Annotated in this window: 12 protein-coding genes; 8 read left to right on the forward strand and 4 right to left on the reverse strand. The window is 69.1% G+C overall.

Annotation, left to right across the window (positions count from 1 at the left end):
* Positions 1 to 461: 461 nt before the first annotated feature.
* Positions 462 to 752 (reverse strand): hypothetical protein, encoded by a 291-nt coding sequence (locus tag KZC51_RS06100; protein ID WP_247629115.1) that lies wholly within the window; start codon positions 750 to 752, stop codon positions 462 to 464.
* Between the two features lie 154 nt (positions 753 to 906).
* Between KZC51_RS06100 and KZC51_RS06105 the strand changes: the two genes are divergently transcribed.
* The 5 genes from KZC51_RS06105 to KZC51_RS06125 all read left to right on the forward strand — a co-directional run bounded on the left by KZC51_RS06105 (position 907) and on the right by KZC51_RS06125 (position 5,416).
* Complete coding sequence (locus KZC51_RS06105; RefSeq protein ID WP_247629116.1) at positions 907 to 2,409, forward strand: L-serine ammonia-lyase, iron-sulfur-dependent, subunit alpha; 1,503 nt, start codon at positions 907 to 909, stop codon at positions 2,407 to 2,409.
* A gap of 64 nt (positions 2,410 to 2,473) precedes the next feature.
* The gene (locus KZC51_RS06110; RefSeq protein WP_247629117.1) at positions 2,474 to 3,226 is read left to right on the forward strand and encodes an AAA family ATPase; all 753 of its coding nucleotides are present in this window, start codon (positions 2,474 to 2,476) and stop codon (positions 3,224 to 3,226) included.
* 40 nt (positions 3,227 to 3,266) lie between these two features.
* On the forward strand, positions 3,267 to 3,863 hold the full coding sequence (locus KZC51_RS06115; RefSeq protein WP_247629118.1) for a TetR/AcrR family transcriptional regulator: 597 nt from the start codon (positions 3,267 to 3,269) through the stop codon (positions 3,861 to 3,863).
* Between the two features lie 39 nt (positions 3,864 to 3,902).
* Positions 3,903 to 4,685, forward strand: coding sequence for an ABC transporter ATP-binding protein (locus KZC51_RS06120; RefSeq protein WP_247629119.1), 783 nt, complete (start codon positions 3,903 to 3,905; stop codon positions 4,683 to 4,685).
* A complete protein-coding gene (locus KZC51_RS06125) occupies positions 4,682 to 5,416 on the forward strand; it encodes an ABC transporter permease (RefSeq protein ID WP_247629120.1) in 735 nt (244 codons plus the stop codon). Before KZC51_RS06120 ends, KZC51_RS06125 begins: the two co-directional genes overlap by 4 nt.
* A 32-nt stretch (positions 5,417 to 5,448) precedes the next feature.
* On the opposite strand, the gene hrpB is transcribed toward KZC51_RS06125, so the two are convergent.
* The 3 genes from hrpB to KZC51_RS06140 form a co-directional block, all read right to left on the reverse strand.
* Positions 5,449 to 8,001: an ATP-dependent helicase HrpB gene (gene hrpB, locus KZC51_RS06130; RefSeq protein WP_247629121.1), complete on the reverse strand. Its 2,553-nt coding sequence runs from the start codon at positions 7,999 to 8,001 to the stop codon at positions 5,449 to 5,451.
* Positions 8,002 to 8,203: 202 nt separating this feature from the next.
* Positions 8,204 to 9,814, reverse strand: coding sequence for an SPFH domain-containing protein (locus KZC51_RS06135; protein WP_247629122.1), 1,611 nt, complete (start codon positions 9,812 to 9,814; stop codon positions 8,204 to 8,206).
* Between the two features lie 214 nt (positions 9,815 to 10,028).
* Positions 10,029 to 10,457 (reverse strand): MarR family winged helix-turn-helix transcriptional regulator, encoded by a 429-nt coding sequence (locus KZC51_RS06140; protein WP_247629123.1) that lies wholly within the window; start codon positions 10,455 to 10,457, stop codon positions 10,029 to 10,031.
* Between the two features lie 458 nt (positions 10,458 to 10,915).
* Here KZC51_RS06140 and KZC51_RS06145 point away from each other — a divergent pair, with 458 nt between their 5' ends.
* From KZC51_RS06145 to KZC51_RS06155, 3 genes are all read left to right on the forward strand, one after another.
* On the forward strand, positions 10,916 to 11,113 hold the full coding sequence (locus KZC51_RS06145) for a hypothetical protein (protein WP_247629124.1): 198 nt from the start codon (positions 10,916 to 10,918) through the stop codon (positions 11,111 to 11,113).
* A 167-nt stretch (positions 11,114 to 11,280) separates the two neighbouring features.
* Positions 11,281 to 11,943, forward strand: a complete 663-nt coding sequence (locus KZC51_RS06150) for a GntR family transcriptional regulator (protein ID WP_247629125.1) — start codon at positions 11,281 to 11,283, stop codon at positions 11,941 to 11,943.
* Between the two features lie 89 nt (positions 11,944 to 12,032).
* Positions 12,033 to 13,010, forward strand: coding sequence for an ABC transporter permease (locus KZC51_RS06155; protein WP_247629126.1), 978 nt, complete (start codon positions 12,033 to 12,035; stop codon positions 13,008 to 13,010).
* Positions 13,011 to 13,014 lie beyond the last annotated feature (4 nt).

The raw sequence follows: 13,014 nt of genomic DNA on the forward strand, positions 1-13,014 counted from the left end.
CGTTCCTCGCCCGGCGTGCCCGTCTCTTCCCCGTCTCGCCCGTCTCTCGCCCGTCTCTCGCCCGTCTCTCGCCCGTCTCTTGCCCGTCTCGCCCGCTGAGGGGCCAAGACATGCCGCTGACCGGTCGGTCCGTGCGGCGTGTCTTGACCCCTCACCGGAGTCACGCGTCACGAGCGCCCCTCGCCCGTGGCCTCTGTCGCACGCACCTCGCGCCGTGGCCATCTCTGCGGTGCGCGGATCCTCATCGCTGAGGGGTCACGACATGCCGCTGACCGGTCGGTCCGTGCGGCGTGTCTTGACCCCTCACCGGAGTCACGGGGTCACCGAGGACACCGGGGTCACGGGGTCACCGAGGACACCGAGGTCACGGGGTCACGGGGTCACGGGGTCACCGGTCACGAGTAGCGAGTCCTGAGTCATGGGTCACGAGAGCGCCTTGCCCCCACGCGTGGGCGCGTGCGTCAGCCGGCCTGCGGCTCCTCGGTGTCGATGACGCCGATGCCGACGGCCTCGTGGTCGGGCTCGGGCTCGTCGCGCTTCGGGGCCACCGGCTCCTCGCCCGGGTCCTTCTCGGTGCTCGGCTCCTGCAGCTGCTCGGTGCTCGGCACCTCTTCGGGATCCGCCTGCTCGGCCGATTCCTCCTGCGCGGGCGACTCGGCCGTCACCTCTCCGGCATCCGTTCCCGATGCGGGAGTGGGGGTGGGAGCCTGCGTCTCGGCAGACGGTTCCTGCTCCGGTGTGCTGTTCGTCATGGTCGCCCCTTTCGCGATGTCTTCGCGTTCAGGATGCCGCCGGAACGAGGCAGGATGAAGGGGCTTGACGAGACAGCATGATTCCGTGTCATAGCTCCTGCGGGCAGGTTGATGAGACGGAAACGAAACCGGCAAGGCGGCGTAACCTGGACGCGTGACTGCGTACGTCTCGGCTTTCGACCTGTTCTCCATCGGAGTGGGACCATCGAGCTCCCACACGGTGGGTCCGATGCGCGCGGCCCTGGACTTCGTCCACCGGCTCGGCGCGAGCGAGACGCTCGCACAGGTAGCGAGGATCGAGTGCACGCTGTTCGGTTCCCTGGGCGCAACCGGCATCGGACACGGCACGCCGGATGCGGTCGTGGCGGGCCTGCGGGGGCTGTCGCCGGAGAGCTGCGACCCCGCGGAGGTGCGTTCCGCCTGGACCGAGTATCCGGCGGGCGAGCCGCTCACGCTCGATGGGAGGCGGCAGATCCCGTTCGCGAAGACCGACATCGTCTTCGCCCCGCGCACCCGACTGCCCGGCCACCCCAATGCGATGACGATCACCGCCCGGGACGATGCCGGGGCGACAGTCGCGGAGGAGACGTACTACTCGATCGGCGGAGGCTTCATCCGGCGCGAAGGGGAGAGCACGTCGATCGCGGCTGCGGGATTCCCCTACTCCTATGCGGATGCCGCGTCGCTGCTCGCGCTGTGCGATGAGCACGGGCTGTCGATCGCCGAGGTCGCGCGATTGAACGAGACCGCTGTGCGCAGCGAGGAAGACGTGGCCGCAGGGTTGGACGCGATCTGGAACGCCATGTCGGCGTGCGTCGAGGCAGGGCTGCACTCCGACGGTGTGCTGCCGGGCATGCTCAAGGTGAAGCGGCGGGCGGGCACGATCCGCGCACAGCTCGAAGAGGTCGAGGCCGAGGGGCATCGTGAGCTCCCCGGCGAATGGCTCGGGGCCTTCGCGCTCGCCGTGAACGAGGAGAATGCGGCGGGCGGAAGGGTCGTCACCGCACCGACGAACGGCGCGGCCGGCATCCTGCCCGCGGTGGCGATGTACTGGTGGCGATTCCTCGCGGACTCCGGACTCGGTGCGGGCAACGCCGTCACGCCGTACGGCGAACTGGTCGGCAGCGCGCTGTTGGGCTTCGGCCCCGACGGCCGCAGTCTCGCCGCACAGGCCGACGCCGACCTCGATCCGGAGCAGACCGCCGAGGCGAACCGCCGCCGCGGCATCCGTCGCTTCCTGCTCACAGCCACCGCGCTGGGTTCGCTGTTCAAGGCGAATGCCTCGATCTCGGGGGCGGAGGGCGGATGCCAGGCCGAGGTCGGGTCCGCGTGCGCGATGGCGGCCGGGGGGCTCACCGCGGTGATGGGCGGCACGAACCGGCAGATCGAGAACGCGGCCGAGATCGCGATGGAGCACCACCTCGGCCTGACCTGCGACCCGATCGGGGGACTCGTGCAGATCCCCTGCATCGAGCGCAACGCGATCGCGGCGTCGACCGCGGTGACCGCCGCGCGGCTGGCCCTGCGCGGCGACGGCAGCCACTACGTGTCGCTGGATGCCGTGGTCGAGACGATGCGTCAGACCGGCGCCGACATGTCGACCAAGTACAAGGAGACGAGCGAAGGCGGCCTCGCGGTCAACGTCATCGAGTGCTGAGGTCGCCGGCGCGGGTGTCGGTGATCGCAGGTAGCCTCCTCGAAGACCGAGCGAGGGGAGTCTGATGGATCCGTTCTGGGACCCGAAGAGTCGGCGCCGGCGCCAGCAGCCGGTCGTGGCCGTGCAGCCGACCGACGACGCCCCCACACCCGGCGCGCAGTGGCCGACGAGCATCCCGGCCGTCGCGCAGGTGCTGAGGGACGGCATCGACCTCGACCCGGGGGTGACGTTCCTCGTCGGCGAGAACGGCAGCGGCAAGTCGACCATCGTCGAGGGGGTCGCGATCGCGTACGGGCTGTCGCCCGAGGGCGGGTCGCGCCAGGCGAAGCACAGCACGCGACCGACCGAGTCGCCGTTGTCGGAGTGGCTGCGGCTCCAGCGCGGCGTCGGGGCGAACCGGTGGGGGTTCTTCCTGCGCGCCGAGACGATGCACTCGTTCTACACATATCTGGAAGAGAACCCGTCATCCCGCGGAGACGTCGCCTTCCACGAGATGAGTCATGGCGAGTCCTTCCTCGCACTGCTGGAGAGCAGGTTCGACGAACCGGGGTTCTACTGTCTCGACGAGCCCGAGGCCGCGCTGTCGTTCTCCTCGACGCTCGCACTCGTCGCGGTGCTGCAGCGCATCGTCGACGAGGGCGGCCAGGTGCTGTGCGCCACACACTCGCCGGTGCTCGCCGCGCTCCCCGGCGCGCGCATCCTCGAGGTCGGCGACTGGGGCATCCGTCCCGCCGAGTGGAACGACCTCGAACTCGTGAACCACTGGCGGTCGTTCCTCGACTCGCCGCCGCGCTACCTGCGTCATCTGCTCGACTGAGCCGGCATCCGTTCCCGAAGGAAGTCGTAGGCTGGCGGGCATGACCGAGCACACGGCCCCGAAGCGGCGTGGACGCCCGCGGGGAGTGTCCGACGCGCGGGAGCGGATCATCGCCGCGGCTGTCGACGAGTTCGGAGAGCACGGTTACGAGGCGGCGACGATCCGGCTCATCGCCGCACGTGCCGGCGTGGACTCGGCGCTCGTGCACCACTACTTCGGCACCAAGGCCGACCTCTTCGCCGAGGCCATCGGCATCCCGCTCCGCCCCGATATCGATGTGCCGGGGATCCTCGCCGGACCCAGGGACGGGATCGGCGAGCGACTGATCCGTTACGTGCTGCAGGCGTTCGAGCAACCGGAGATCCGCCGCCGTGGTGTCATGCTGCTGCGCACGGCGATCGGCAGCAAGTTCTCGACTCCGATGCTGGCCGGCTTCCTGTCGCGCGAACTGCTCTCGCGCGTGGCGAAGAGTCTCGACGTCGACGACGCGGAGCTGCGGGCCTCGCTCGTCGCCTCGCAGATCGCCGGGATGCTGATCGCGCGGTACGTGTTGCGGCTGCCGGCGCTCGCGGCCGCCTCGGTCGACGAACTGGTCGCCAGGGTGGGCCCCACGGTGCAGCGCTACCTCTTCGACTGACCGTTGACGTCGCTCGCGCGCAGGCGCATAATTCATCGCATGATGAATAATCTCGCGGTCGAGGTCTCGCAGCTGCGGGTGCAGCGCGGCAAGACCGCGGTGTTCGACGGGATCGACCTCGCCATCCCGCGCGGGCAGATCACCGGGCTGCTCGGTCCCTCCGGATGCGGCAAGACCACGCTCATGCGCTCGATCGTCGGCGTGCAGCGCATCATGTCCGGTGAGGTCACCGTGCTGGGCGAGCCGGGCGGATCCCGGCAGCTGCGGCATCGCGTGGCCTACGGCACTCAGGGCGCCGCGGTGTACGGCGATCTGAGCGTGCGGCAGAACCTGTCGTACTTCGCCGCGCTGCTCAAGGCTCCGAAGGGCGACGTCGATCGGGTGATCGCCGAAGTGGGACTCGGGCCGCAGGCCGGCCAGCTGGTCGACTCGCTCAGCGGCGGGCAGTCGACGCGGGTCTCGCTCGCGATGGCGCTGATCGGATCCCCCGAGCTCGTGGTGCTGGACGAGCCGACGGTCGGGCTCGACCCCGTGCTGCGATCCGAGCTGTGGGCGCTGTTCCGCAGTCTCGCCGACCGCGGGGTCACCCTCATCGTCTCGAGCCACGTCATGGATGAGGCTCTTCGCTGCGACCGGCTGCTGCTGCTGCGCGAGGGGCGGATCATCGCCGACACCACCCCGCACGCGCTCCTGGCCGACACCGGCACGGACGATCCGGAGGCTGCGTTCCTGGCGCTCATCGAACGAGATCGACCGTTCGCGGCGGACACCAGGAGATCACGCCGACACACGCGCGCGGATGACGGCGAGGCATCGGCATGAACGGACTGCGGATGCTCGCCACGGCAGGCAGGGTGCTGACGCAGTTGCGCCACGATCCGCGGTCGATCGCCCTGATGCTCATCGCGCCGAGCCTGCTGGTGGGTCTGTTCGCCTGGCTGTTCAGCGATCAGGAGGGCGTCTTCGACCGGTTCGGGGGTGCGATCCTGGCACTGTTCCCGTTCATCGTGATGTTCCTGATCACCTCGATCACCACGTTGCGGGAGCGCCGGTCCGGCACGCTGGAGCGTCTGATGACCACGCCGCTCGGCAAGGCCGACTTCATCCTCGGGTATGCGCTCGCCTTCGGGCTGATGGCGCTGCTGCAGGCCGTGATCACGGTGTCGTTCGCGGTGGGGGTATGCGGTCTCGACGTCGACGGTCCGCTGTGGCAGCTCGGACTGGTCGCGATCGTCGACGCCCTGCTCGGCACCGCGCTCGGACTGCTCGCCAGCGCGTTCGCCCAGACCGAGTTCCAGGCGGTGCAGTTCATGCCGGTGCTCGTCTTCCCGCAGATCATCCTGGGCGGGCTGTTCATGCCGCGCGACCAGATGCCCGATGTGCTGCACGCCATCTCGGACTGGCTGCCGCTGAGCTATGCGATCGACACGATCAACGCGGTCGCGGCGGGAGATGAGGGCTGGGACGTGTTCGGCCCGTTGCTCGTGGTGCTGGCGTTCGCGGTCGGCGCCCTCGTGCTGGCAGCGCTGACGCTGCGCCGGCGCACGCGCTGAGTCGGCGCACGCGCGGAGAACTCGGCCGCGGCTCAGCGCGCGGCGCGGTTCTTGGTGTGCCTGGTCGGCGCGGCGGCCCAGGGATCTTCCGGCCAGGGGTGCTTCGGGTACCGGCCGCGCATCTCCGCCCGCACCTGCGCATAGGGACCTGACCAGAATGAGGCGAGGTCGTCCGTGACGGCGAGCGGTCGGCCCGCGGGGGAGAGCAGATGGAACAACACCGGCACGCGTCCCTCGACCAGCCGCGGCGTCTCGGCCCAGCCGAAGCACTCCTGCAGTTTCACGGCGACCACGGGGCGCGCATCCGGGTCGTCGGGCGCCGGGTACACGATCCGCACGCGTGACCCGCTGGGCACCTCGAGTCGCTCGGGCACGAGCTCATCGAGGCGCACGGCCTCGGGCCACGGCAGCAGCCGGCGCAGCGCCGACGTCAGATCCAGTCGGGCTGCCGGGGTGCCGGAGGCGAGGGACTCGAGCTCCGGCGCGAGCCAGGTGTCGAGGGCGGCGAGGAGCCCGAGATCCGAGACGTCCGGCCAGGGCGCTCCTAGCTCGCGATGCAGCAGCGCCAGGCGACACCGCAGCTCTGCCGCGGAGGATGACCAGGTGAACAGGCCCAGCCCCTCGCGCTGCAGAGTGCGCCGCACCGCGTCACGGCCCTCGTCGGCCGATGCACGCACCGGTGCCGAGGAGCGCAGGATCGCCCCCACGCGGCGCTCGCGCCGGGCCTGCACGCGACCTCCGACGAACTCCGCCTCGACGCGGTCCGTGAGCAGATGACTCGCGGCCTGCTCCATCTGCTCCTCGCTGAGCGTCGCCGCCGACCGGACGACCGCCCCCGACCCGGCCGCCGCACGTCCGGAGGCGCGGGCGACGTCGGCGATGGCCAGCCATTCGACCCCCGCGAGCGGGCCGGTCACCCCCGCGCGGGTTCCGGATGCCAGCAGGAACGTCGCCCCGCCGGAGATCTGTTCCACACGGCGGGCGACCCGCTCGGGAAAAGCCAGCGCGATCACGAGACCGACGCCGTCGAGGTCGGAGCGCACACCCGGGGTCGCCGTGCTCAGACGCTCGAGGCGGTCTGCATCACTGCGCCAGCGACGGGCATCCGGCGTGCGCGCGCCTCGCAGTGCGATGAGCGCCTGGGCGACATCCGAGTCCGCGGTGCGCAGGTCGCCGCCCAGCAGCGCCACGACCTCGGCGGCGAGTCGAGCGCCCACCGCCGGTCCGCCATCACGCAAGGCGCGGGCCAGCCGCGGATCCGTGGGGATGCGGGCCAGGGCACGTCCCTCATCGGTGGCGCGGCCGTCGTCGTCGATCGCGCCCAGGCCGTGCAGCACCGTGAGGGCGTCGGACAGGCTGTCGGCGGGCAGCGGGTCGATCAGCCGCAGACCGGCACCGCCCGGGGCGCCCCAGCACGCGAGCAGCAGGGCGGCGTCCGCGAGGTCGGTCGACGCGATCTCCGGTGTCGGACGGGCGGGGGCAGCGGCGTAGGTGCGCTCATCGACGCAGCGGACGACGGTTCCCGGCCCCTGGCGGGTGGCGCGGCCGGCGCGCTGCACGCAGGACGAGCGGGAGGCCGCCGCGGTCACCAGTCCCGTCATCCCCCGTGCCGCGTCGCGCTGGGGAGTGCGGGACAGACACGTGTCGACCACCAGGCGCACACCGGGCACCGTGAGAGAGGACTCCGCGAGCGAGGTCGTGACGATGATGCGCGGTCGCTCATCGGCACGGCGGCCGCGCATCACGGCGTCCTGCTCAGCGGCGGGCATCCGGCCGTGCAGCTCGCGCACGTCGAAGGTGTCGGTGGCGTCGCGCACTCGGCGGGCGATCTCCGACACCTCTCGGGCGCCAGGGGCGAAGACGAGCACGTCGGCGGCCGGTTCGTCGTGGTGCAGCTCCCGCGCGGCGGATGCCGTGGTGCGCGCGACGTGATCGAGGAACGCCCCGGTGACTCCGCGTTCGTCAAGGCGTAGGGCGGAGCTCGGAGCCCAGCGCTCGGTGAGCGGGAACGCGGGCACATCGTGGTCGACGATCGGGGCCGGCTGCTCGTCGGTGCCGAGCACAGCGGCGATGCGCGCAGCGTCGAGGGTCGCCGACATGGCGATGAGCACGAGGTCGTCTCGCAGCTCGCGCACCTCCGAGAGCAGGCCGATCAGGAGGTCGGTCTCGAGTGCGCGCTCGTGCACCTCGTCGATGATCACGGCGTCCACGCCCTGGAGTCCCGGATCGTCGAGCAGGCGGCGCAGCAGCACACCGGCCGTGACGAACTCGACCCGTGTCTCCCGTGCGACCGCGCGCTCGCCGCGGACCGTGAACCCGACCCGCGTGCCGAGCGGCGAGCCGTCGAGCTGCGCGAGTCGACGTGCGGCTGCGCGGGCGGCGACGCGGCGCGGCTGCGTGACGATGACGCGGCCGGTCGCGCGCGAGGCGAGCAGCGGCGGCACCAGCGTGGTCTTGCCGGTGCCAGGGGGCGCGCTCACCACTGCGGACGTGCTCGTGTCGAGCGTCGCCGCGAGCTCATCGACGGCGGCCGCGAACGAGAGCCCTGCGCCGATGGCGGCGAGGTCGAAGGCGGCGGACGTCATCGTCCCAGTCTGCCCGGTCGGCGGGGTGCGGGGTCGTCCCCAACTCAGGAGAATTGCGTCCGATGTGGCACGAATCCGCATCTCTGCGCGGCGACGGCGACGGATCGCCTGAGTTGTGGACGGCGACCGGTTCAGCCGGCACGAGAACAGCGGATGCCGCGACCGAGATCGGCCGCGGCATCCGCTGTTCTGAGTGGGGAGACTACTCCGCGTCGGCTGCCGGTGCGGCGGGCGGCGGGGGAGTGGTCGGCGTCGGAACCCGGGGCTGCGCGGGGGCCTGCGCGGGGGCGGTGGCCGCGGCCACGCCTTCGCCGATGCCGCGGCCGACGGCCTGGCCCTGGATGATGCCCGCGAGGTCGAGTCCCGTGGCCGAGTGCACGCTGTCGAACACCGACCGCATCGCGATCGCGTTGTCGGCGCCGACGACCTGCGACGCGCCCTCGTCGCCCGAGCCGCCGATGATCGACACGTTGCCGATCGCCGCGTAGCCCTTCGAGAACTCAGCCATGATCGACGGCAGCACCTCGAGCACGCGCTGCGAGAGGAAGGCGTCCTGGTTCGAGGCGATCGCCTTCGCCTCGGCCTCGAGGGCGGCTGCTCGCGCGTCACCCTCGGCGCGGATGGCATCCGCCTCGGCGTTGGCGCGCAGTCGGCGTGCCTCTGCCTCGGCTTCGGCCTGGGATCGCAGTGCATCTGCCTCACCCTGCGCCTTCGCGACGGCTGCTGCAGCCTCACCATCGGCACGGGCCTTGTCGGCCTTCGCCTGCTGCTCGGCGATGCGGGTGCGGGCCTCTGCCTGCTTGACCTGCTCGATCGCGGCGGCCTCGGCCGCACGCTCACGGGTGTACAGCTCGGCTTGAGCACGCGTCTCCGCCTCGTACCGCTGGGCGTCGGCGACGCGCTTGACGTCGGCGTCGAGCTGGGCCTGGCGGTTCTCGGCCTGCTGCTGCAGCACGGCCTGCTGCGCCTGCTCGCGGGCGAGGTTCTCGGCCTGCTCGGCCTCGGCGCGCGCCCGGCCGATGCCCGCGTTGGAGTTCGCCGTGTTGGTGTCGAGCGCGGTCTGCTCGATCAGGTTGGCTTCCTGGTTCGCGATGTTCTTCTGGTTGATCGCGCGATCGGCGTTGGTCTGCGAGATCTCCGCGGACTGACGCTTCGCCTGGATCTCGGGAGCACCGAGCGACTGGATGTAACCGACCTTGTCGGTGATGCCCTTGATCTGGAACGAGTCCAGGATCAGACCCTGTTCGGCGAGCTCCTGCGAGACGTCGGCGGCGATCTGGTCGGAGAACTTCTTGCGCTCACGCATCAGCTCGACGACCGAGAGCGTCGCGACGATGCCGCGGAGGGCACCTTCCAGCTGCTCGGTGGTGAACTGCTCGATGGCCTTGTCCTGCGAGGCGAATCGCTCTGCCGCACGGCGGACCAGGATGGGGTCGGAGCCGATCTTCACGATCGCGACACCGTCGACGTTCAGGGTGACGCTGTCGAGCGACTGCGCCTCGGCGTTCAGGGAGACCTGGCGGGAGCGCAACGAGATGATCTCGTGGCGCTGCGTGATCGGGTTGACGAGCGACTTGCCGTTCACGATGACCGTGACGGGCGACTCCGACATCTCGGACGTGCTCGAGCCGTCGGTGGCGATGACGGCGCGTTGCACCTTCTGCTTGCGTCCCGAGATGACGAGCGCCTCATCGGCGCGGGCCACCTTGATCCAGCTGCGTGCGAACAGCAGCAGGATGAGCAGGATGATGACGGCGGCGACGATCGCGATGCCGACGATGATCAGGATGCCGACTGCTCCGGCGATCTCCATGGATGACCTCCCTGGTTCCCCCCGAGGGGGCGGTCTCGAGCGCGCCGTGGTGCGCGCCTTCACCTCCACCCTGTCAGAAAAGTACTTCTGACGTTCCGGCGCGGCGCCCTGGAGGAGAACTCGTTCTCGGGCGGAGAACCTCACGGGGATCATCCGCCCGACGTGGAGAAGTCTTCCCGCAGCGTGGCGGTCGCCGCGCTGCGGCGGCGGGAGGTCAGCCCTGGCGGAGCTTCTCGGCGAGGTCGCGCAGCGTGCGCAGCTCGTCGTCGCCGAGAGCCGACATCCGTTCGGCGATGGAGCGGCCGTGCACGGTGGCGAGCGAGCGGAACGCGCGCGCACCGGCCTCCGTGGCGCGGATGAGGGAGCCCCGCCCGTCGTCGGGGTCGGCGCACTTCGACACGAGCCCGCGCGTGACCATGCGGTCGACGAGTCGCGAGACGCTGGGCTGGCTGATCAGCATGTTCGCCGTGACGTCGCGCAGCCGCGCGGTCATGTCGGGGGAGCGGGTGACGGTGAGCAGCACGTCGTACTCGGCCTGCGCGAGCTCGCCGTGCTCGAAGTCCGCCATCATCTCGGTGAAGAGCTCGTGCTGCGCCCGGAACAGGCTCTCCCAGGCCTCCAGGGCGAGCTTGCGATCGGTCATCCTCACAGGATAGTGCGAACAGTAAAGGGCCGGTCGGAGAGGCTCCCGACCGGCCCTTGTCCCTTGCACCAAGAGTGTCCTGCAATCACATGCGGTGAGTGCCACAGCAAACATTCACCGTGTGATCACTGTATAACGGCGAGGTAACGAATGCAACGGTTTGGTCACGGCGATTTGAGAACCACGACCATTGGATGTGTCCGATCTCACGAGAGTTGTCGGAGTCTCACGAAGGCTGTCGGAGCGTCTCACGAAAGTGGCGGAGTCTCAGGAAGCCCGTCGGATCGCGGTGGCGCCGTCTCCCTGCCGTAAACGATCGTTTCCGGCGCGATCGAAAGTCACTAGCCGAACAGCTGCCGATAAGTCTCCGCGGAACCTGCACCATCGCTGGTGACAACTTGGGCTTGCCACGCTACAGCTGCCATCTACCAGCGACGAGACACAGATATCCTGTCCGCATGAAGAAGCCGCAGCAGTATCTCGCAGGCGCAGCGTCGCTCTTCGTTGTTTCGGCGAGCACCCTTCTGATAACAACGCCGAACTGGTGGTCGGGCGCGGGGGCTTTCGGCGCTCTGGTCGCAGGCTGGACGCTGCTCCTCAGAGAACTCGCCGAGCGCTCCACCACCAACAGCCAAGTCAGCTCTCCGCCCGAGTAAGGCGCTGCAGCTGCAGATGCCGCCAGCGGGCGCTGGCTCCAGGTACGCGTCGACGAGCTCGCAGGCTGCTGCCGGTCGACCGTTCAGAGCTTAGTCGATCCAGGCGAGTCCACATCGTTATGAACCCTCGGGTTCGTATCAGCGCATATCTGGTGTATACCTTATGTATGTCAAAGCTGACTGCCCACGAAACTGCGTACCGGTGGCTCACCCACCGCATCCGAGCAGTGCCGCCGAACGAGGGGACATATCTCCTCGAGGTTGAGGTGGCCGAGGCGGCAGAGGTCTCTCGCACTCCGGTGCGAGAAGCGATGACGCGCCTCCAGGCGGAGGGGCTTGTTCAGCGCACACCGCGTAAGGGTGTCTACGTGCCTCCCATCTCCGATGCCGAGATCGGCTGGCTCACCGAATCGCGCGAGCTCATCGAGCTGCATGCCTTCGCTTCCGTGCTTGGCGACAAGGGCACCGCAGAGGCGATGGCGGATGCACTTCGACGTCAGGAAGAGGTCACGGACGGGGCGGAGTTCATCGAACTCGACCACGACTTTCACAACGCGGCTGTCACAGCAGCCGGCAACTCTTTCCAGATCGCCTCCTACAAGCTTCTGGAGGAGCGCCAGATCCGGCTCGGTCGCGGAGCAGTCGCGGTTCGTGACGAGCGACGAGATGACGTGCTCCGCGAACACAGGGCGATCCTCAACGCGTTCGTGGCGGAAGATCTCCCCGCCCTGCGCGCTGCGGTAGCGGAGCACCTGGATAGAACACAGGAAAGCCTGAACGCCCGGCGCAGCCCGGGTTACCGAGCGAGCCGCGTCACGTCGCAGTCGTAACTTCCACGAAACACGGGACACATCATGCCGACACGAAGCACGCGCACACTTAGTGCATACATAACGTGTGCACTAAATGAGGAGGTGTCATGGCCACGATCGTGACGACGGAGCTGGCACCCACCACTGTGCCCACTCGGTACAACCTGGTCAGGTCGGTTCTCCGCAGCCCGACGGCATGTGTGTCTGGGGCGGTGATCCTGCTTGCCGTCCTCATCGGCGCCTTCGCGCCTCTCATCGAGTCGATCTACGGATACTCACCGACCACGGTCAACTCGCAGCTTCTCGATGCGAACGGAAATCCGCTTGGCTTCTCCGGCGGGATCACGTTTTCGACTGACAACGCATCGGGCCACATCCACATCATGGGAGTGGAACCGGGGACCGGGCGAGACCTGTTCATGCAGCTCGTCTACGGGATCCGAACGTCTCTCGTGATCTCCCTGTCCGGAGCTCTGCTCGCCGCTGTCATCGGTGTCGTGATCGGGCTTGTCGCGGGGTACGCGCCGAAGCGGACGAGTGCTGCCGTGGACTGGTTCATCGACATCGCCCTCGCTTTCCCGTTCCTCATCTTCTGCCTCGCTCTCATCCCGGTGACCAACACCTACCTGGCCGACGAGAACGGGCAGGTCAGTCCCTTCGCCCGCGGTCTCACGATCATCATCATCTTCGGCCTGTTCACCTGGATGACTGTCGCCCGCCTTGTGCGTGCGGAGGTGAAGTCGCTCTCTCAGCGCGAGTTCGTCGATGCGGCCCGTGTGGCTGGAGCGGGACATGGATGGATCCTTTTCCGCGAGCTCCTCCCCAATCTCTGGTCCCCGATCATCATCCAGACCTCGGCAGCGATCCCCATCCTGATCACCGCCGAAGCAGCGCTCTCATTCCTCGGCATCGGCATGGTCGAACCGACTCCTGACCTCGGACGCCTGCTGAACAACAGCATCCCGTACGCGCTGAGCAACCCCACCTACATGCTCGTCCCGGGCATCACCCTCGTCTCACTCGTCCTCGCATTCAACGTCTTCGGCGACGCGCTCCGTGACGCCGTAGATCCCCACACCCGATAGCACC

This window comes from Microbacterium croceum (genome assembly GCF_023091245.1).
Classification (GTDB): Bacteria; Actinomycetota; Actinomycetes; order Actinomycetales; family Microbacteriaceae; genus Microbacterium; species Microbacterium croceum.

Excerpts from the sequence above, each read along its gene's own strand:
- KZC51_RS06100 (WP_247629115.1), bottom strand. The coding sequence starts at position 752 with ATGACGAACAGCACACCGGAGCAGGAACCGTCTGCCGAGACGCAGGCT.
- KZC51_RS06115 (WP_247629118.1), top strand. The coding sequence starts at position 3,267 with ATGACCGAGCACACGGCCCCGAAGCGGCGTGGACGCCCGCGGGGAGTG.
- KZC51_RS06135 (WP_247629122.1), bottom strand. The coding sequence starts at position 9,814 with ATGGAGATCGCCGGAGCAGTCGGCATCCTGATCATCGTCGGCATCGCG.
- KZC51_RS06110 (WP_247629117.1), top strand. The coding sequence starts at position 2,474 with ATGGATCCGTTCTGGGACCCGAAGAGTCGGCGCCGGCGCCAGCAGCCG.
- KZC51_RS06120 (WP_247629119.1), top strand. The coding sequence starts at position 3,903 with ATGATGAATAATCTCGCGGTCGAGGTCTCGCAGCTGCGGGTGCAGCGC.
- KZC51_RS06150 (WP_247629125.1), top strand. The coding sequence starts at position 11,281 with ATGTCAAAGCTGACTGCCCACGAAACTGCGTACCGGTGGCTCACCCAC.
- KZC51_RS06155 (WP_247629126.1), top strand. The coding sequence starts at position 12,033 with ATGGCCACGATCGTGACGACGGAGCTGGCACCCACCACTGTGCCCACT.
- KZC51_RS06140 (WP_247629123.1), bottom strand. The coding sequence starts at position 10,457 with ATGACCGATCGCAAGCTCGCCCTGGAGGCCTGGGAGAGCCTGTTCCGG.
- hrpB (WP_247629121.1), bottom strand. The coding sequence starts at position 8,001 with ATGACGTCCGCCGCCTTCGACCTCGCCGCCATCGGCGCAGGGCTCTCG.
- KZC51_RS06145 (WP_247629124.1), top strand. The coding sequence starts at position 10,916 with ATGAAGAAGCCGCAGCAGTATCTCGCAGGCGCAGCGTCGCTCTTCGTT.
- KZC51_RS06125 (WP_247629120.1), top strand. The coding sequence starts at position 4,682 with ATGAACGGACTGCGGATGCTCGCCACGGCAGGCAGGGTGCTGACGCAG.